Here is an 18,500-nt window from a genome sequence, read left to right on the forward strand (position 1 = left end):
TATACTCAGGCATGTTCACGTTTTAGAACTCAGCAAAATCAACCGGTTTTCGATACTGGCACAGCAATTGCTGAGACGGTGTCGGCACAGCCGCCAATGCGGCACAATACGACTAAATGTTGGTAAACCGCCATAACGATTGACAAGTCTCTAGGAGCCTGACCGAGGGTAGCGCCCGTAGCGAGGACGGCAGAAAATTGAGGATGAAAATTCGGTTTTGTGAGGAGAATAGCGAGCTATTTGACGAACAAAAGCGGATTTTCAGACCAATTTGCTGTCGCCGCAGTAGGGCAGTCTATTCTCGGTCAGGCTCCTACAATCGACCTGCGGTGCTCAACGAGAGCTATAGTCCTTTGGAGGAATAATAAATGTCCAAGACCCTGAATTTGATCAAGGATCACGATGTAAAATGGGTTGACCTTCGTTTTACCGATACCCGTGGTAAAGAACAGCATGTTTCCCTGCCGGTCGGCGAAGTCGATGCCGAATTCTTCGAGCTGGGTAAAATGTTCGACGGTTCCTCCATTGCTGGCTGGAAAGGCATCAATGAATCCGACATGATCCTGATGCCTGATGACAACAGCTCAGTCATCGATCCTTTTACTGACGAAACTACTCTGAACATTCGTTGCGACATCATCGAGCCTTCAACCATGCAGGGCTACGAGCGTGACCCACGTTCTGTTGCCAAGCGTGCTGAAGAGTACCTGAAGTCTACTGGTATTGCTGACACGGCTTTCTTTGGTCCGGAGCCGGAATTCTTCGTATTTGACGATGTTAAGTGGAACGTTGACATTTCCGGTGCTTCATACCAAATCAACTCTGAAGAAGCGGCCTGGTCTTCCAGCAAGTCTTTCGAAGGTGGCAATATCGGCCACCGACCAAAAGTTAAAGGCGGTTACTTCCCGGTTCCTCCCGTCGATTCACTGCACGATATTCGTGCTGCCATGTGCACAGCGATGGAAGCTCAGGGCCTCGGCGTTGAAGTACATCACCACGAAGTAGGTACTGCGGGCCAGTGTGAAATCGGTGTTAAATTCAACACCATGGTAGCCAAGGCTGACGAAGTTCAGATCCTGAAATACGCCGTACACAATGTTGCTCACGCTTACGGTAAAACTGCCACCTTCATGCCCAAGCCTCTGGTGGGTGATAACGGCAGCGGTATGCACGTTCACATGTCCCTGAGCAAAGATGGTGAAAACCTGTTTGCTGGCGATGGCTATGCCGGTCTGAGCGAAAACGCTTTGTACTACATTGGTGGTGTCATTAAACACGCTAAAGCGATTAACGCTTTTGCCAATGCTTCCACCAACTCCTACAAGCGACTGATCCCGGGCTTTGAAGCACCTGTTATGCTGGCTTACTCTGCCCGTAACCGTTCTGCTTCCATCCGTATTCCTTACGTAAACAGCCCCAAGGCCCGTCGTGTAGAAGTTCGCTTCCCTGACCCAACAGCTAACCCATACCTGGCGTTTGCTGCTCTGTTGATGGCTGGCCTGGACGGCATCAAGAACAAGATCCACCCTGGCGACGCTGCTGACAAGGATCTTTACGACCTGCCTGCAGAAGAAGCGGCTGAAATCCCGACCGTTGCAGAAAGCTTCGAAGAAGCTCTGGCCGCTCTGGATGCCGACCGTGAATTCCTGACTACCGGCGGTGTATTCACTGACGACATGATCGACGCTTACATCGAACTGAAGAAAGAAGAGTGTGTACAGGTAAGCCAGACCACTCATCCTGCTGAGTTCGATCTCTACTACAGTGTGTAAACGAATAGGGCAGTAACTACTACTCCTGTTATCAAAAGCCCAAATGCTGGAGTGTCTATCGCCACAGATAGCACTCCGGCTGTTATTCAAGTCCCCTCTATTTCATATCCCCAATACTCGCTTTAAAGTCCTTTCATCGCCTTTTTTTGTCCTTTCTTGACCGCACGGATGCAAACAGGTGCGCTCTACAGTACTCTAGGAGAACCCGGAATCAGCCTTAGATCACCATGAAAAGAATAATATTTATGTTATTGCTGGCCCTACCCCTGCCTGGACAAGCCTCTGAAATTTATAAAACGGTCGACAAGAATGGCAATGTCACATTCACTGACAGCCCTGGCGCCCGTGAAAAGGCTGAGCCGGTAGAACTCACTCCCATTACCAGCATACCCTCTACCCAGACAACAGGTCGCTCGTCCATCAAGCCGTTGAATAACCATAAAGAGGGCATTTATCCAGTCTTCACGATTACCGAACCTGCCAATGATTCAACCGTCAGAGATAATGGCAACTTCACCGTTAAAGTCAGCCTGAAACCAAGACTGGTAAAAGGTCACACTTTGTCCTTGTCAGTTGATGGCGTTCAGCAGGGCCCCCCCCAGAGAAACCCTCAATTCAAGCTGAAAAATGTCGATCGAGGTACTCACCAGCTGTCAGTGACCATTCTTGACCCTAAAGGCAAAACCTTAAAAACCGCCAAAAGCACTGTGCATGTGCAGAGAACGGTTTTCAGACCTCCCACACCGGTTCCAACACCAGCCCTCTGAAACTACTGATCGCACTATGTTAGTGCGCTTTGATAAACTGACTTATAATTCGGAGCCTCTCGACTCTTTTCAGTAGTGCGACCTGATGCAAAAAGGTCACACACTGAAAGAGATTGGCAACAGTTGGTTCAATTCTTGCGTAATGTTTTACCAGACCATGAAATAACAACCACCACTTATCCGGGTGTCAGTCGGTGATCAATGAATTTGTACTGGAAAATCTAAACACGGCCATTATTGCTCTGGATCAGGAGCTTCGTGTCTCCTTCATCAACCATGCTGCTGAAGCACTCCTGGATATCAGCGAAAAGAGCGGTCTGCAATTGCCCCCGCCGCAGTCGCTTGACCATGGCTCCATGATGAAAGACCTGCAGCGAGCCCTGGAGCAGAACCAGCAATTTACCCGCAGAGAGTCAGAAATAGTGATTCATGGAGCCCCAGTACTGGTTGATTACACGATTACTCCCGTGGAAAACCAGCACGCCTGCCTGCTGGTAGAGATTCACCCAAGAGACAGGTTGCAACGCATCACTCGTGAAGAATCTCTGATTGCCAAGCAGGAAACCTCACGTATTCTCGCCCGTGGACTCGCTCATGAAATCAAGAATCCACTGGGAGGTATAAGAGGCGCAGCCCAACTATTGGATAAACAACTGGATGACAAAGAACTCAGTGAGTTCACACAGATCATCATTGAGGAAGCGGATAGACTCAGAGACCTGGTTGACCAGATGCTCGGCCCCATCAAACCCCCGAGCATGAACAGTCTGAATATTCACGAGGTGCTGGAAAGGGTTATCCAGCTGATACATGCAGAGACCGGTGGTCAGCTGTCTATTGTGAAAGATTATGATCCCAGTATTCCTGATCTTCCTGCTGACAGGGAGCGGCTGATTCAAGCCATTCTCAACCTAGTGCGTAACGCCATGCAGGCCATAGAACAGCACATGCCTTTAAGTGATGGTCAAATAGCCATTCAAAGCCGTATATCCAGACAGTTCACGATTGGCAATCAACGACGGAAGCTCGTTTGTCGTCTATCCATTATTGACAATGGTCCCGGTATTCCTGAGCACCTTAAGGAAAATATTTTTTACCCCATGATTAGTGGCAGAGCAGAAGGAACCGGCCTCGGGCTACCCATGGCCCAGTACATTATCAGCCAGCATCAGGGGTTAATTGAATGTGACAGTAAACCGGGGCAGACATGCTTTCACGTCTATCTCCCGCTAACGATTAATCAGCCTTCATCCCAACCGTCTTACATCAGACAGTCTTCAGCGGATAAACAACAGGAGTAATTAATGAGTATGGACTCTAAAGTCTGGATTATTGATGATGATCGCTCTATCCGCTGGGTGCTAGAAAAGGCACTGGCCGGAGAGCAGATCGCAGTCGATGTGTTTGACTCTGCCGACAAGGCTCTGCGGGAACTGCAATACTCTCAGCCTGAAGCCATAATCAGCGATGTCAGAATGCCCGGTACCAATGGGCTGGAATTCCTCAAGGAAGTTCACGAAACCTACCCGGATCTGCCTGTCATCATTATGACCGCCCACTCAGATCTTGAAAGCGCTGTCTCCTCCTATCAGGGTGGCGCTTTTGAATATCTTCCCAAACCCTTTGATATAGACGATGCCGTTTCATTGGCCAAACGTGCCATTGAGCACAGCTGCCAGAAAAAGACAGAACAGGTGATTGAGGCGGTTGATAACGGTACAGAGATTATCGGTGAGGCACCTGCCATGCAGGAAGTCTTCCGTGCCATTGGCAGGCTATCGCAGTCCAATATTACTGTACTCATCAATGGTGAATCTGGCACAGGTAAAGAACTGGTTGCCCAGGCACTGCACAAGCACAGCCCCAGAGCCAATAATCCTTTTATTGCCCTGAATATGGCAGCCATACCCAGGGACCTGATTGAATCAGAACTCTTTGGCCATGAAAAAGGGGCATTCACCGGTGCCAGTGCCATGCGCAAGGGGCGCTTTGAACAGTCTCAGAACGGCACACTGTTTCTTGACGAAATAGGAGATATGCCCGCAGAAACACAAACCCGTCTACTTCGGGTACTTGCAGACGGTGAGTTCTATCGGGTGGGTGGTCATACTCCGGTAAAAGTCGATGTCCGCATTATTGCAGCCACTCACCAGAATCTCGAAAAACTGGTTGAGGAAGGCTCATTTCGTGAAGACTTATTCCATCGACTCAATGTGATTCGTGTTCACCTGCCAAGACTCAGAGAACGCTCAGAAGATATCCCTGTTCTGGCCAGACATTTCCTGGACAGGGCCGCCAAAGAACTGAACGTTGAGCCCAAAGTACTCACCCAGGAAACAGCGAAATTTATTGCCAGTCTGGAATGGCCCGGTAATGTCAGACAGCTAGAGAACACTTGTCGCTGGCTGACGGTGATGGCTTCAGGCCGGGAAGTACTGATCTCTGACCTTCCACCTGAACTGTTGAGCCAGCCCGACAGTGGCCCGGTCACTCCCCAGTCAGGCAACTGGGAGCAGCAGCTTCGTCTCTGGGCAGACAGAGAGCTTGCAGCAGGACACAGCGGCATTCTGGACAAAGCTATCCCGGCTTTTGAAAAGATCATGATTGAATCAGCTCTGCAACACACAGGAGGTCGAAAAAGAGATGCTTCCGAGCTACTAGGCTGGGGCAGAAACACCCTCACCCGTAAAATAAAAGAGCTGGAAATGTCCGACAAAGCTTTGACAGAATAACGCTTATGGAATCGGGGGGAGCCGTTTCTCTGACGGTATCCCTCCATTGGACACATCAACATGCCCGAATATCTTCCGCTACTACCCGATAAACTGTCCTGCCAAACAAGTCTCTGAGAATTTCTATACTCCACTTAGGTAACACCAGACAGGAAGTAGGTGTAATATGAAACTCTCAGCAATGGTCTGCAGAGGCTTAGTCGCCTCATTAGTTATTCTCATCACGTCTTCGAGTTATTCTGCGCAGCAGGGCAATATTGGAAAAACATCCACAGGTTCTTTCGGTATTCGCCTGGTTATAAAGCCTAACTTGCAAGCCTCCATAGCAACTCCCTCCACATCACAAACGGATGACACGAATTCAAACGCTGCCAACCTCAATGACGCAACATCAACTGTTGCTAAATTCAATGAGGTGGAGCCTATTTGCATCAGGGGTACGGGAATTAATCAGTACTCTGTTGTCACAGAAGGTTCAGGAACAGGTGGCTCCTATGCGCTCAGAAATGATCAAAGTTCCTATAACTATGAAGTCGACCTCTGGTCTTCTAATCGCGAAGCCCAGGCCCTTAACAGTGGACAGAACAGTAACCCGATCAATGCACTGCCACGCAGCTCAGACTGTAATAACAGTGAAACGGGTTTTATGGTGAAACTACCTCAAGACGTGGCTCAGCAGCCTCTTGAAGGTGAGCTAAACTTGATCATCAATGCCGAATAAGACGCTTTATCAAAGGCTGTTTACCACAGGCGATAGTACCCGTAGAATGAAGGCCGAAGACTATTGCCTGATATTCAAACTCTGGTTCCCGTGCTTTTAGACCCACTGGGTCAAAACCGGGAACCAGTCGTGATGAAAAAGAGATCACTTCAGTGACTGGATCAGATTACAGAAACACAAGAGCCCAACAGATGCGGTCGTGGCTTAAACTTTGTCGTCTATCGATATTATTGGCTTTGGCACCTCTGGCTATAACCCTCAATGCTTTCGGCGCCATGTCCCTGGATAAAATGATTGTTTATTTCGAGCCGAACAAATCCCCTCGTCAGGACATAGTCGTTACCAATCCGGATAAGGAAAACCTGTATCTGCAGACTGAGGTCTACAAAGTCGTTAATCCCGGCACCAAACAGGAAGAAAGGGTTCGTATTACCGACCCTTCCGAGCTGAAATTACTCAGCACGCCACAGAAAACCATTGTCGCCCCCAACAGTCGAAAAACCGTTCGACTGGTCAGCCTTGAGACACCAAAAACAACTGAGTCAGTCTACAGAGTAACCTTCAAACCCGTCGTCGGTGATCTGGAAGCCACCCAGAATGCCATTAAACTGCTGATTGCCTACCAGGCTCTGGTCTTTGTTCGCCCGGAAAATCCGGAATACAAAGTGACAGCCAGACGAGAGAAAGACTCAATCACTTTCACCAACAGTGGCAACGTTAATGTGGTATTGCGCAATGGACAATTTTGCTCAGACCAGAAAGGCAAACGTCAGTGTTCTGATATTGATGAGATTAAACGACTGTATGCTGGTCAGAGTTGGACATTGAAAATTCCCAGCAGCAAAACCCAAGTGGAATACGGTTTGTTCAATGGCAGCACAGAGGAAAGGAAAAAGTTCTAACTTACAGAACGGTTACTGTTACCGTTACCGTATCTTTATAGATGCCGGGCTCAAGTCCTGATACTTCTGATGGAGGTACGGTTACCTCAAGATTCATATTGGAGCCACCGCCACAATACTGCTGAGTAGAACCTTTCCAGGGCTGCCCATCCACTCCCGGCGTCAGGGTTTCCAGAGAGCCCCCCTGCCCTACTCTTAACTGATAGCCCACCCGACCTGATAGTAGAAAAGTACTGCTGAGTCCCATCGCTCTGACCTTGAAGTCAGATCCACTTTGAGTGTAAACACAAAAGTCCATATAACCCTTAAGACTCTTGTCACTGAGTGACATGTCTTTCAAGCCACTGATCTGGATACGATCAGGAATTTTCACATCAAAGATAAGGTCACTATTATCTGTGTAAGGGATTAAACCACCACTTTCCATACCTTTGAGCTTTAATGTTGCCTTATAACTTCCGGGTTGACGCCCTTCTAAATCAATCGCATTCACCTTAACCGATACTTTCCCTCCTACCTGTCTCCAAGTCCTTGGAGTCAGGAATGTCGAACTCGTATCCGGAATATTACTGCCATCTTTTAGCAACAATGAATTTATCCCCTGCTCAAAGACCACACGAGACATTTCTATAGAAGGAGCGCTCCCTGAAGAGACGAAATCAAAATCGGTAGCTTCAATGGTGTAATCTTCAGCTCGCCGATACCAGCCACAACGAGGAAAGCGTGGCCCAAGACCGGTGCCATTGCACGATTGCAGCTGCAAAGGCAGGTCGATATCAACATCTCCACCGGTCCAGGTAACAGGCAGCGCAACATATTGCGGCTGACCAAAAACGAAAAAGCCTAAAGCTGTGTTAGCTAATGTCAGTGCAATTAGCACAAGTATTCCTCTGAGACATATCATAAGAAAACAACATCTGTTCTTATCTTGACTGGACCTTAACTCTAACCATCATAATATCTCCGTATGACCGAGTATTACTGATGCACAGCCGCTGTCCTGTTCGCCATTGGTCAACTGCCTGACAGCTTGGGAACGCAATCATACTCGGAAAGATCCACGGTTCCCATTCTTAGTATGTATTGCTTATCATCCGTTTCAACGGGCACTGTGCATTGCAAACCATTCTCCAGTTCAACCCTCAACTCATGAATATCTGAACGGGCTTCTATCTGGAACATGCCAATATCGTCAGTGCTGGAGGGATAAAGTCCTCCGATAATCCGGGCTCTGTCCAGAGGCTCACCCTTCATTAACAAACGACCAAAGAGCAGTTTCAGGGGGATAGCCTTATAGTCGAGTGTCACGACATTTCCGGGATACAGGGTGACCCGGCGCTCACGCTCATCAAAGCTGTAAAGGGTATCCCCTGAAGGCGACAGGGTAACGGTATATTGCTCAAAAGGCGCCAGCGGGATCACCGAAGGTCTGTCCGCTACGGCATAACCCCTTTTATGACCATCAATGGTTACATCAAACACGTCGCCTTCACGACCTTCCAGATTGACCACCAGAGCACTCTCTGCCAACTGCTCTCCTCCCATAGCCACAACATTGCCATCGGTCAGGAAGCTGGTACTGAAACTGCCGTTATAATTAGTAACCTGGTTATCCTCTGTTGAGCTATGGTTAACTGTCAATGCGGCTTTGCCAAACCGGTTGCCGTATTGCAAAACACCATCGAGTCTGCGTTCACCGCTGCCAGCTTCTGCGGTGACAGTGGAAATCAGTTGACCATCATAAAGATCACCATCATCCCAGGTTGTTGAAAGCCTCAATTTTTCTGTTCTGTCTTCTGTGCCGTCAGTGTTTTGAACTTCAGCCCGGGGGTTAACCCGGAAAGTCCATCGATCCTGACGCAATCGCCACTCCAAACTCAACAGAGCTACGGAGTTGCCTTGCGACTCACTAAAACTGAAAGTAACGTTTGTATCGCAATCCAGCGTTCTGAAAACAGTGGCGGTGTAACTTATTCCGTGGGTTTCCGTTCTGTCACTGTTATTATTTCTGTTGCTGCTGAATCGATAATTGGCGCTACCTCTCCAGAGGGGTACAGAAACAGAAAAACTGCTTTGCTCAAAAGCATCACCAATCAGTGCTGGGCGATCAGCATTGTCCACTTCATTATCATCTCTCCAGAGTCGACGATAGTTGCCATACAGGGAGACGTTGCCCAGCCAGGCCTGTCCAATCAGTGTCATACCATAGCTTCCGTTATCCGCCAGCATCACCGAAGGTGATAACTGATAACGATAGCCCAGATGAAACAGACCCAGCTCAAGCAATGAAGTGTCTAAGGTAGCAGCGCCAGAGAGAGTAACCGCCACAGTATCAAGAATTCTTCGACTGACACCGGCCCGGGTCAACCACTGCTGGGTACTATCAGGAAATACCCCATCAAAAACGGATGTCATTACACGTCCCGTCTCAGCAAAAAGCAGCCATTCACCTTCAGGGGGCAGTTGAAACTGCTTAGCAAAGAAACGGGTTTCCTGAGACTCAAGGTTGCCCTGCTCATCCAGAATCCGAATGTCTATATCATAGGCACCCGACGGAAAAGTGGTAGTATTAAGAGCTTGAAGACCGGCTTCAAGGAAATAAGATGCAATCAGTCGTCCATCTTTTCTGACTTCAACCCTACCCCTCGTCGGCATAAAGATTTCAACGGGCATGCCACCACTAAAATCGGTATCGTCTCTGGTGTTATCAGAACTTTGAAAGCGAGCTCCGACAAGGCGCTGATCGGACGTGAAATTTAAGCCAAACCCCTGACTCGAAAGCAAGCCAAAATCGTATTCAAGGCCTTCAAAGTCCCTCTGGCCGTAAAGCTGATTGACCGAGAAGTCTTGAGACTTTGAATAGTCCCAACTCCACAGAACATTGTTTTCGTAATAGGACAACAGCGTCAGACCATATAAAGTGTAGTCACTGCTATTAACGTCATCAGATGTACCGGTGGCTACTGCTGCAAAGTTTTGCATCATGGCAAAACCAGAGTCGGAAGGCGGCAGGTATTTTCTGACATCCGCACCTCGAGTTAACAGGAAGCGGGGATTCACAAAAACATCGACCCGGAAGCGGGATTCATCAAAAATCACACCGGCAACGGGAGGATTAAGAACACCACAATCCCTGGTGACATTGGGCGGACAGATTGCCTCAGTATGGGTATTGAGCTCGCCCGATAAAGCCGAAGCCAAAAAAGCAGGATCATTCACCGAACCGATCAGACGAACCACTTCATTAACATTAGATAGGGCAATTTTACCGGGTTGGAAGGTGGCCAGCTGGGAAGTTAAATAGCGCTTACCATAATAGATATCTACTACTGAATTCTGGGGCTCACTCAGCGTCTCAAAACCCGCTGGGACTTTATTCTGGGCAAGAAATAACGTCTGACTGGCCATAGCTTTCGAGCAGATAAAAACCATGGGCAATGCAATACACAAAATGTCAATGCATTTCCACCTTATCATGGCCCGGAACAATCCTTTTGTTGATGCTCTGGTGCTTAAGAAAATGAAAATCTATACCATGGGGTTCGCGCAGGACGCTTACTCACAGCGACTTATATATTTTGGAAAGCCAGCGAAAATACCCGAGTCAACTCCGCTGGGTATCTGGGAATTAGATAGATGAAACTGTCACTGTCACTGTATCTGAATAAACACCTACACTTTTACCTTTATAATCCGCTTCTTTAATGTCTACAGTAATTTTAGAGTCCAGAGCCGCGTCACAAGTGTCACCACCAATGATGCCATCTCTTGCAAATTCACCCGCCGCAACACCTGACGCCAAGTGGCCTTCTCCCCAGACCTGATCCGCCGCACCCCTTTTCTGAGAATAGGTCAAAGTGTAAGGGATATTACCTATTGCTGCACCCGACCCCGGCGATAATGCGAAGGAATTGCTGCTCGTCAGACTGACTTCGTATTTTTCAACGTTTGAATCAACACAAGAGGGAGTGAAACCGGTGAGATCACCGGTAGTGGCAGAAACGGTATTGAAAGTTACGTCTTCCAAACCAAAAAGCTTTATTAAAACATCGTTTCTGAGAATGATGTCAAACTTGCCGGTAGACGAGTCTGCTGTGGGTCCTGTTGGGTTTTCAGCCGCATGAAGCCCATAAGTGGCCAATCCTATTGATAGAACAGCAGCCACAATTACTTCTTTAATTTCATCTATTTCTCCTTTACCTAATCAGTTTGTAAACTGTTTTGCTTCTATGTTTAGGGAGTTTTATGACACCTCAGACATTCGAGCCTCAGCCCAAACTCTAATCAGGTGGAAAGTATAGCAGACATACAGAAGAACACGTGCTCAACAGGTGCCAATATCACTTAAGTCTGTCGTTTAACTTAATCTTCATCTTCGGCTAATGTGTTTTTTCGCAATGTGCAATTCTGCTCGAGCCAGAACAACAACAGACCGCAGCAATCCTAATGCGTGTCGGCACAGGACTTTAACCACAGCCGCTTTAAATATTATCTGGAAAGCCAGTGAAGATATCGAGGCCAATTCGCGACAATTTGTGACTAGATTGATGAAACCACCACTGTAACTGTGTCTGTATAAACGCCTTCAGGTTTACCGGTGTAATTCACTTCTTTAATGTCCACAGTAATTTTAGAGTCTACAACACTGCAAATGAGATCAGTAAGTATAGGGCCATCTCTTTGAAAATCTCCCGCAGTAGCACCTGACCCCAAGTGGCCAGCCCCCCAGACCTGATCTTTTGCACCCAGCTCCTGAGAATAGGTTAACAAATAAGGGATATTGCCCGTTGTCGTACCCGATCCTGCCATCAATGCGAAATCATTGCTGCTTTCCAAGCTGACTTGGTATCGCTCAACGTTTGAATTAACGCAAGAAGGAGTAGAACCTTTGAGATCACCGCCAGAGGCGGCATTGAAAGTTACGTCCTCCAAACCAAAGAGCTGCATTTGAACATTATTTCTAAGAACGATGTCGAATTTGCCGGTTGACGAGTCTGCGGTAGGCCCTGTTGGGTTTTCAGCTGCCTTGATCTCGGGAAAGGCCAGCCCTGAAGATAGCACAACGGCTGTGACAACTTCTTTAACTTCATATCTTCCTCCTTAATCTAACCTAGTACGTATCCTGTTTTCCTTCTATGCTACAGGTGCTCTTCGCGACACTCAGACTTCGCTCCCCCTTTCAGGATTGACCTTGGACATTGTAGCAGAGATATAGAAACGCAGATGGGCTCAAAAAATGCCGACCATAAATTAATCTTTGTCGTTTATTTTAATCATTCGTCAATCTGATATTTCGCAAGGAACTATTCTGCTCAGGCCAGAACGACAAATGACGTTGGAAATCTATGCAGTGGGTTGGCTCAGGGATCTTACTTAGAGCCACTTTTATATTTTTCCCCCGTTAGCAAAGATAGCGGAGTTAACTTCGTTGGCTAATAGGGATTATATAGATGAAACCACCACTGTAACTGTGTCTGAATACACGCCTTCAGGTTTACCGGTGTAATCAGCTTCTTTAATATCCACAGTAATTTTAGAGTCCAGAGCGGGGTCGCAAGTCTTACTATCAATAGGACCATCTCTTGCAAAATCACCTGCTGCAACACCTGGCCCCAGATTGCCTTGCCCCCAAACCTGATCTTTTGCACCCTTTTTCTGAGAATAAGTTAGTGAATAAGGGATCTCGTTTGATCTTGGACCACGCCTTGCAGTCAATTTGAAATCATTCCTGCTATCCAGACTGACTTCGTAACGTTCAATGTTAGAATCAACACAAGAAGGGGTTGAACCTTTGAGATCACCCATAGAAGCAGAGGATTTATCAAAAACAACGTCTTCCAGACCAAAGAGCTGTATTTGAACCTTCCTTCTATAGACGATCTCGAAGTTGCCGGTAGATGAGTCTGCAGCGGGCCCCGCTGGGTTTACAGCCGCCTGAAGCCCCGATGAGACCAGTCCTGCAGAGAAAGCGACAATCATAGCTACTTCTTTAACTCCATTACCTTCTCCTTTATCTAGCCAGTTCGTGATCTGTCTTGTTTCTGCGCTTCAAGTACTTTGTGGCACCCCGACCTCAGCGCCTCTTTTCAAGCTTTGATTGCGACAGTGTAGCAAACAAATAAAAACACAGGTGGGCTCAAAAGATTCGGACATGACTTAAACTAAGTCGTCTACCTCAATCATTGGGAAATGTTGTATTGCCTAAAAAAGCTATGCTCAGGCCAGTAAAAAAACGTCATTGTTATAATATTGATGATATCAAACGACTCTGACCGCGAAAGAGCTAGACATTGAAAATCCCCCGGCAACGACACCGAAGTCACGTAAGGTTTGTTCAATGGCAGCAAAGAAAGACGTTTTAACTTATTGAACCGACACTGTCACCGTTACCGTATCTTTATAAACGCCGGGCTGAAGTCCGGATATTTCCGATGGAGGTACTGTAACCTCAAGATCCATATTGGAGCCGCCGCCACAATACTGCTGAGTGGAACCGTTCCAGGGCTGCCCATCCACTCCCGGCACCAGAGTTTCCATAGAGCCTCCTTGCCCTACTCTTAACTGATAACCCACCTGACCCGATAAAAGAAAATCATTATTCAGCCCGGTAGCCCGGACAGTGAAGTCAGATCCACTTTGAGTGTAAACACAAAAATCTATATCACCCTGAAGACTCTGGTCAGTGAGCGCCAGGTCGCTCAGGCCGCTGATCTGGATGCGGTCAGGAATGTTCAGATCAAAGATGAGATCGCTGTTATCGGTATAAGGTATAAAACCACCGTTCTCCATGCCTGTGAGCTTTATTACAGCCTGATAATTTCCGGGTTGACGACCCTGTAACTCGATAGCATTCACCGTAACCGATACGTTCCCATCTACCTGCCTCCAAGTCCCCGGATCTAAAAATGTCGAACCCGTATCGGGAACATTGCTGCCATCTTTTAGCAACAATGAATTGCTCCCCTGCTCAAAGATCACCCGGGACATTTCTATAGAAGGGACACTCCCTGAAGCAATGAAATCAAAATCAGTCGCTTCAATAGTGTAATCTTCAGCTTGTCGAAACCAGCCACAGCGGAGAAAGCTTGACCCAGTACCGATACCATTACACGATCGCAACTGAATAGGCAGATCGATATCAACATCGCCACCGGTCCAAATAACAGGTGTCGCAGTATATTGCTGCTGACCAAAAACGAAAAAGCCTGCAGCCGTATTAGCCAATGTCAGTGTAATTAGCGAAAGTATCCATCTGACATATATCATAAGAAAACAACATCCATAGTTATTTTTATCGTGCCCTTACTGTAACCGTCATGGTATCGCTGTATACACCAGAATCGATATTATTAAGAGCACTCTGCATGATCCTGACCTGCAACGTCATGTTATCCTGACCACCGCAATCCTGCTGATTACTGGCATTCCAGATCCTGTTAGGTCTTTGCCCCTGACGGCTATAAGTCCGCCGAAACTGGCCGGGCGTCCGGACCCTGATACGATAATCAACACAATCCGAAGGGTTCACACATTGTCCCTGTTTACTCAGCATAAAGTTACCGCCCGGATTACTGCTGCTATCGAAGTCTACAGAAACGCCACCTGTGTTACTGAATACGCAGACACCAAATTGAGCTGTCAGGTTATTACCAGAAAGATCATTAACATCCAGGGCAACATCTTCCAGACCTGATATTTGCACGAACTCAGGTACAACGATCGGAATAGTTACCAGAATACTGTCCAGATGGCGTGTATCGAACATGTCTTCGCCAGCAATATAAAAACGGAAGTTGTATGTGCCAGCTTCAAGTTGTTGCAGCCGATTCTGGTTGAATGTAAAAGTAAACGAACCCATCACTGTGCCATTGGTAGTAGTCTGAAAAAATGAGGATGAGCTATCGGAATGTGTCCACTGACCGGGTACTAAACTCCCCTGATTTTCCAGCTGACTATATTGAGCACTGATCAAAAACTCTGACAACTCATCCGCCTGATAACTATCAGGAACATTACTCGAAGGGCTCTGGCTGCCGGGATCAGAATCAGAGAGAGCCAACCGATAATCCTGACCTACACAGCCCGAATTACAAAATGCACTGAAGGAAACCGTGAAGTTATAGGTGGGGTTTGCACTGCCCGAGGACACGTTGAGCGGGTCAGCGACAAAACCTGAGAAATCAAAGAACGCCTGTGACCCTGACGAAAAGAATATCAGTACCGCAAAAAACACCTTGATAAAATACTTCAATGTCTTCAATCCCGGGCCTTTATACGACAGACCTTCTTGTAATCAATGCAGCTGAACACTGCAGGATCCCATTATCCTGTTATCTATTTTTTTCTGAAAATCCCGCTCAGGAATCATCGCGTTTACCGATGGCCAGCTGACCTTCCAGCTCGGGAACACAATCAGACTCGGAAAGATCCAGAGTTCCCATTCTCAATATGTATTGTTCATCATCCGGTTCAACAGGTACGGAACATTGCCAACCATTCTCCAGCTCAATCCTCAATTCGTTAATATCTGAGCGAGCTTCTATCTGGAACATGCCAATGTCGTCTGAGCTGGAAGGATAAAGCCCTCCGGTTATCCGGGCTCTGTCCAGAGGTTCACCATTCATTAACAGACGACCAAAGAGCAGTTGCAGGGGGATAGCTTCATAGTCCAGTGTCACCACGTTTCCGGGATACAGGGTAAAACGGCGCTCCCGCTCATCAAAACTGTAAAGGGTATCTCCTGAAGGCGACAGGGTAACGGTATATTGTTCAAAAGGCGACAGTGTGATCACCGACGGTCTGCCCGCCACGGCATAACCTCTTCTCTGGCCATCAATTCTCACATCAAAAACGTCGCCTTCACGACCTTCCAGATTGACCACCAGAGCACTTTCAGCTCTTTGCTCTCCCCCCATGGCAACAACATTGCCATCGGTCAGGAAGCTGGTACTGAAACTGCCGTTATAGTTAGTAATCCGGTTAGCTTCTGTTGAACTGTGGTTTACCGACAATGCCGCTCTGCCAAACCGGTTACCATACTGCAAAGTACCATCGAGTCTGCGTTCGCCGCTGCCCGCTTCTGCGGAGACACTGGAAGTCAACTGGCCATCAAAAAGATCACCGTCGTCCCAGGAGGCTGACAGCCTCATTTTTTCTGTTCTGTCTCTAACACCGTTATTGTCTTGAACCTCAGCCCGGGGGTTAACCCGGAAATTCCAACGGTCCTGACGGAATCGCCACTCAAAACTGAACAGAGCTACCGTGTTACCTTCTGATTCACTCAAACTGAAGGTCGCACTGGTGTCGTAATCCAGTGTTCTGAAAACGTTAGCGGTGTAACTCACTCCGTGGGTTTCTGTTCTACCGTCGCTATTATTTCTGTTGCTGCTGAATCGGTAATTGGCGTTACCTCTCCAGAGGGGTGCAGAAACAGAAAAACTGCTTTGCTCAAAAGCATCACCGATCAGTGCCGGGCGATCCGTGTTTTCCTCTTCACTGTCATCTCTCCAGAGTCGGCGATAACTGCCGTTGAGAGAGACGTCGCCCAACCAGGTTCTGCCAGTCAGGGTCATACCATAGCTGCCGTTATCTGCTACCATCACCGACGGTGATAACTCATAACGATACCCCAGGTTAAACAGACCCAGCTCAAGCAATGCAGTGTCCAGAGTAGCGGCAGCAGAGAGAGTACCTGCCATAGTATCAAAAATTCTCCGACTAACACCGGCCCGGGTCAGCCACTGCTCGGTACTTTGAGGCAGGGCGCCATCGAAAACCGATGTCATCACACGCCCTGTTTCGGCAAAGAGCTGCCATTCACCTTCAGGGGGTATTTGGTACTGCTTTGAAAAGAAACGGGTTTCCTGAGACTGCAGGTTACCCTGTTCATCCAGAATACTGATTTCTATATCGTAGGCGCCACTGGGAAAATTAGTGGTATCCAGAGCCTGAAGACCCGCTTCGTGGAAATAAGAGGCAATCAGTCGTCCATCTTTTCTGATTTCAACCCTGCCTCTGAGGGGCATAAAGATTTCAACCGGCATACCACCGCTGAAATCGGTGTCGTTCCGGGTATTATCAGAACTCTGAAAGCGGGCTCCCACAAGAGGCTGGTCGGACGTGAAATTCAGGCCAAACCCCTGACTTGAGAGCAAGCCAAGATTGTATTCAAAACCTTCATACTCCCTCTGACCATATAGCTGATTGACCGAGAACTGCTGTGACTTTGAATAGTCCCAGCTCCACAGCACACTGTTTTCATAATAAGACAACAGTGTCAGACCATTCAGAGTGTAGTCATTGCCATTAGCGTCTTCAGTGTTACCCGTGGCCGCTGCCGAAAAGTTCTGCATCATGGCAAAGCCTGCATCGGATGGCGGCAAATATTTTCTGACATCTGCAGCCCGGGTTAACAGAAAGCGGGGATTAACAAACACATCGACCCGGAAGCGGGACTCATCAAAAATCACACCGGCAATGGGAGGATTAAGAACACCACAATCCTTCGTGACATTGGGCGGACAGATCGCCTCGGCATGGGTATTCAACTCGCCCGATAAAGCTGTCGTCAAAAAAGCAGGATCATTCACCGAACCAATCAGGCGAACCACTTCATTAACATTGGAAAGGGTAATTTTACCGGGTTGAAAGGTGGCCAGCTGGGAAGTTAGATAGCGGTTGCCATAATAGATATCCATCAGCGACTGCTGGGGCTCGCTGAGCGTCTCAAAACCTTCGGGGACTTTATTCTGGGCAAGGAAAAGCGGCTGACTGGCCACAGCTTTCGAAAAAATAAAAACCATGGGCAATGCAATACATAGAATGTCAATGCATTTCCGCCTAGTCATGACCCGGGAAAGTCCTTTTTGTACTGCTCTGATTCTTCTACCGTGGGTTGGCTCAGGGCTATTACTCACGGCTGTTTTTTATTTTTTTGGAGAGCCAGCGAAGATACCGGAGACAACTTCGCTGGCTTATTTGAGATTAAATTGGAGCTACTTCTACAGTAACTGTATCGGCATATAAACCATCAGCAGCACCAGTGTAGTCAGGAGTTACAAGAATGCTATAAGAGCCAGAACATCCTGAAGCCACATCAGCGAAATTACCAGTTGTTCTTGCCAAATCAGTTGAACTTTGCTCGCCATTAGAGTTTTGACCTACGCCCCAAACGCCGTCAGCAATTGCTGTTCCACCACTATCTTGCAAAGTCAGTGTGTAGGGAATATTAGAAGCTCCACCAGCATTGGTAAGATTAAACGCGCTTGTAGAACTCATTGAAATATTGAAATTATCGACATTAGCAGCCACACAAACTGGCGTAGTACCAGTAGCATCTGCAGTTCCAGTATCTACGATCTCAACATCATCAAGGCCGTATATCTGAATCTGGGTACTGTTGTATAGAGTTATATCAAAATCACCAGAAGAGGTAGTGTCACTTGGACTCCCGGGATTGGTTGCAGCCTGAAGCCCAAAAGAGGCCAGCCCTGCAGACAGTGCTAAAGCCACAGCTACTTTTTTAAATTCCATCACTTTCTCCAATATCTAGAACTAGTCCGTTGTCTATTTTTCTTCAAAGCTTCAGGTGTTTTCCGACACCTGAT

The 18,500-nt window shown here is 47.6% G+C and carries 16 protein-coding genes; 7 read left to right on the forward strand and 9 right to left on the reverse strand.

Annotation, left to right across the window (positions count from 1 at the left end):
• Nucleotides 1-368: 368 nt before the first annotated feature.
• The 6 genes from glnA to ACOJUN_RS03595 all read left to right on the forward strand — a co-directional run bounded on the left by glnA (nucleotide 369) and on the right by ACOJUN_RS03595 (nucleotide 6,894).
• Nucleotides 369-1,772 carry a glutamate--ammonia ligase gene (gene glnA, locus ACOJUN_RS03570; RefSeq protein ID WP_422135295.1) on the forward strand — a complete coding sequence of 468 codons (1,404 nt, stop codon included), beginning with the start codon at nucleotides 369-371 and terminating at the stop codon, nucleotides 1,770-1,772.
• Nucleotides 1,773-2,017: 245 nt separating this feature from the next.
• On the forward strand, nucleotides 2,018-2,539 hold the full coding sequence (locus ACOJUN_RS03575; RefSeq protein WP_422135296.1) for a DUF4124 domain-containing protein: 522 nt from the start codon (nucleotides 2,018-2,020) through the stop codon (nucleotides 2,537-2,539).
• 194 nt (nucleotides 2,540-2,733) lie between these two features.
• Nucleotides 2,734-3,840, forward strand: coding sequence for a nitrogen regulation protein NR(II) (glnL, locus tag ACOJUN_RS03580; RefSeq protein ID WP_422135297.1), 1,107 nt, complete (start codon nucleotides 2,734-2,736; stop codon nucleotides 3,838-3,840).
• Nucleotides 3,841-3,843: 3 nt separating this feature from the next.
• Nucleotides 3,844-5,271, forward strand: a complete 1,428-nt coding sequence (gene ntrC, locus ACOJUN_RS03585; protein WP_422135298.1) for a nitrogen regulation protein NR(I) — start codon at nucleotides 3,844-3,846, stop codon at nucleotides 5,269-5,271.
• A 166-nt stretch (nucleotides 5,272-5,437) separates the two neighbouring features.
• Nucleotides 5,438-5,992 carry a hypothetical protein gene (locus ACOJUN_RS03590; RefSeq protein WP_422135299.1) on the forward strand — a complete coding sequence of 185 codons (555 nt, stop codon included), beginning with the start codon at nucleotides 5,438-5,440 and terminating at the stop codon, nucleotides 5,990-5,992.
• A gap of 191 nt (nucleotides 5,993-6,183) precedes the next feature.
• Nucleotides 6,184-6,894 (forward strand): molecular chaperone, encoded by a 711-nt coding sequence (locus ACOJUN_RS03595; RefSeq protein ID WP_422135300.1) that lies wholly within the window; start codon nucleotides 6,184-6,186, stop codon nucleotides 6,892-6,894.
• 1 nt (nucleotide 6,895) lies between these two features.
• Here ACOJUN_RS03595 and ACOJUN_RS03600 read toward each other — a convergent pair whose 3' ends face one another.
• Together ACOJUN_RS03600 and ACOJUN_RS03605 are read right to left on the reverse strand one after the other, a co-directional pair.
• The gene (locus ACOJUN_RS03600) at nucleotides 6,896-7,774 is read right to left on the reverse strand and encodes a hypothetical protein (RefSeq protein WP_422135301.1); all 879 of its coding nucleotides are present in this window, start codon (nucleotides 7,772-7,774) and stop codon (nucleotides 6,896-6,898) included.
• Between the two features lie 134 nt (nucleotides 7,775-7,908).
• Nucleotides 7,909-10,326, reverse strand: a complete 2,418-nt coding sequence (locus ACOJUN_RS03605) for a TcfC E-set like domain-containing protein (protein WP_422135302.1) — start codon at nucleotides 10,324-10,326, stop codon at nucleotides 7,909-7,911.
• Here ACOJUN_RS03605 and ACOJUN_RS03610 point away from each other — a divergent pair.
• Nucleotides 10,325-10,534 (forward strand): hypothetical protein, encoded by a 210-nt coding sequence (locus tag ACOJUN_RS03610; protein WP_422135303.1) that lies wholly within the window; start codon nucleotides 10,325-10,327, stop codon nucleotides 10,532-10,534. The two genes, ACOJUN_RS03605 and ACOJUN_RS03610, sit on opposite strands and share 2 nt — an antisense overlap.
• Here the strand turns inward: ACOJUN_RS03610 and ACOJUN_RS03615 are convergent.
• The 7 genes from ACOJUN_RS03615 to ACOJUN_RS03645 form a co-directional block, all read right to left on the reverse strand.
• A complete protein-coding gene (locus tag ACOJUN_RS03615) occupies nucleotides 10,523-11,059 on the reverse strand; it encodes a hypothetical protein (protein ID WP_422135304.1) in 537 nt (178 codons plus the stop codon). The genes ACOJUN_RS03610 and ACOJUN_RS03615 overlap by 12 nt on opposite strands.
• A 374-nt stretch (nucleotides 11,060-11,433) precedes the next feature.
• The gene (locus ACOJUN_RS03620) at nucleotides 11,434-11,841 is read right to left on the reverse strand and encodes a hypothetical protein (RefSeq protein WP_422135305.1); all 408 of its coding nucleotides are present in this window, start codon (nucleotides 11,839-11,841) and stop codon (nucleotides 11,434-11,436) included.
• Between the two features lie 495 nt (nucleotides 11,842-12,336).
• Nucleotides 12,337-12,873, reverse strand: coding sequence for a hypothetical protein (locus tag ACOJUN_RS03625; RefSeq protein ID WP_422135306.1), 537 nt, complete (start codon nucleotides 12,871-12,873; stop codon nucleotides 12,337-12,339).
• 384 nt (nucleotides 12,874-13,257) lie between these two features.
• Nucleotides 13,258-14,160: a hypothetical protein gene (locus ACOJUN_RS03630; protein ID WP_422135307.1), complete on the reverse strand. Its 903-nt coding sequence runs from the start codon at nucleotides 14,158-14,160 to the stop codon at nucleotides 13,258-13,260.
• Between the two features lie 25 nt (nucleotides 14,161-14,185).
• On the reverse strand, nucleotides 14,186-15,145 hold the full coding sequence (locus ACOJUN_RS03635; protein WP_422135308.1) for a hypothetical protein: 960 nt from the start codon (nucleotides 15,143-15,145) through the stop codon (nucleotides 14,186-14,188).
• Nucleotides 15,146-15,251: 106 nt separating this feature from the next.
• The gene (locus tag ACOJUN_RS03640) at nucleotides 15,252-17,591 is read right to left on the reverse strand and encodes a TcfC E-set like domain-containing protein (protein WP_422135309.1); all 2,340 of its coding nucleotides are present in this window, start codon (nucleotides 17,589-17,591) and stop codon (nucleotides 15,252-15,254) included.
• A gap of 286 nt (nucleotides 17,592-17,877) precedes the next feature.
• A complete protein-coding gene (locus ACOJUN_RS03645) occupies nucleotides 17,878-18,426 on the reverse strand; it encodes a hypothetical protein (RefSeq protein WP_422135310.1) in 549 nt (182 codons plus the stop codon).
• Nucleotides 18,427-18,500 lie beyond the last annotated feature (74 nt).

It is taken from the genome of Endozoicomonas sp. ALD040, from assembly GCF_049275945.1.
Lineage (GTDB): Bacteria > Pseudomonadota > Gammaproteobacteria > Pseudomonadales > Endozoicomonadaceae > Endozoicomonas_A.

Coding starts and splice junctions, on each gene's coding strand:
- ACOJUN_RS03630 (WP_422135307.1), bottom strand. CDS start 14,160: ATGATATATGTCAGATGGATACTTTCGCTAATTACACTGACATTGGCT.
- ACOJUN_RS03610 (WP_422135303.1), top strand. CDS start 10,325: ATGGGCAATGCAATACACAAAATGTCAATGCATTTCCACCTTATCATG.
- ACOJUN_RS03625 (WP_422135306.1), bottom strand. CDS start 12,873: ATGATTGTCGCTTTCTCTGCAGGACTGGTCTCATCGGGGCTTCAGGCG.
- ACOJUN_RS03605 (WP_422135302.1), bottom strand. CDS start 10,326: ATGGTTTTTATCTGCTCGAAAGCTATGGCCAGTCAGACGTTATTTCTT.
- ntrC (WP_422135298.1), top strand. CDS start 3,844: ATGAGTATGGACTCTAAAGTCTGGATTATTGATGATGATCGCTCTATC.
- ACOJUN_RS03620 (WP_422135305.1), bottom strand. CDS start 11,841: ATGCAGCTCTTTGGTTTGGAGGACGTAACTTTCAATGCCGCCTCTGGC.
- ACOJUN_RS03645 (WP_422135310.1), bottom strand. CDS start 18,426: ATGGAATTTAAAAAAGTAGCTGTGGCTTTAGCACTGTCTGCAGGGCTG.
- glnA (WP_422135295.1), top strand. CDS start 369: ATGTCCAAGACCCTGAATTTGATCAAGGATCACGATGTAAAATGGGTT.
- ACOJUN_RS03590 (WP_422135299.1), top strand. CDS start 5,438: ATGAAACTCTCAGCAATGGTCTGCAGAGGCTTAGTCGCCTCATTAGTT.
- ACOJUN_RS03575 (WP_422135296.1), top strand. CDS start 2,018: ATGTTATTGCTGGCCCTACCCCTGCCTGGACAAGCCTCTGAAATTTAT.
- ACOJUN_RS03640 (WP_422135309.1), bottom strand. CDS start 17,591: ATGGATATCTATTATGGCAACCGCTATCTAACTTCCCAGCTGGCCACC.
- ACOJUN_RS03595 (WP_422135300.1), top strand. CDS start 6,184: ATGCGGTCGTGGCTTAAACTTTGTCGTCTATCGATATTATTGGCTTTG.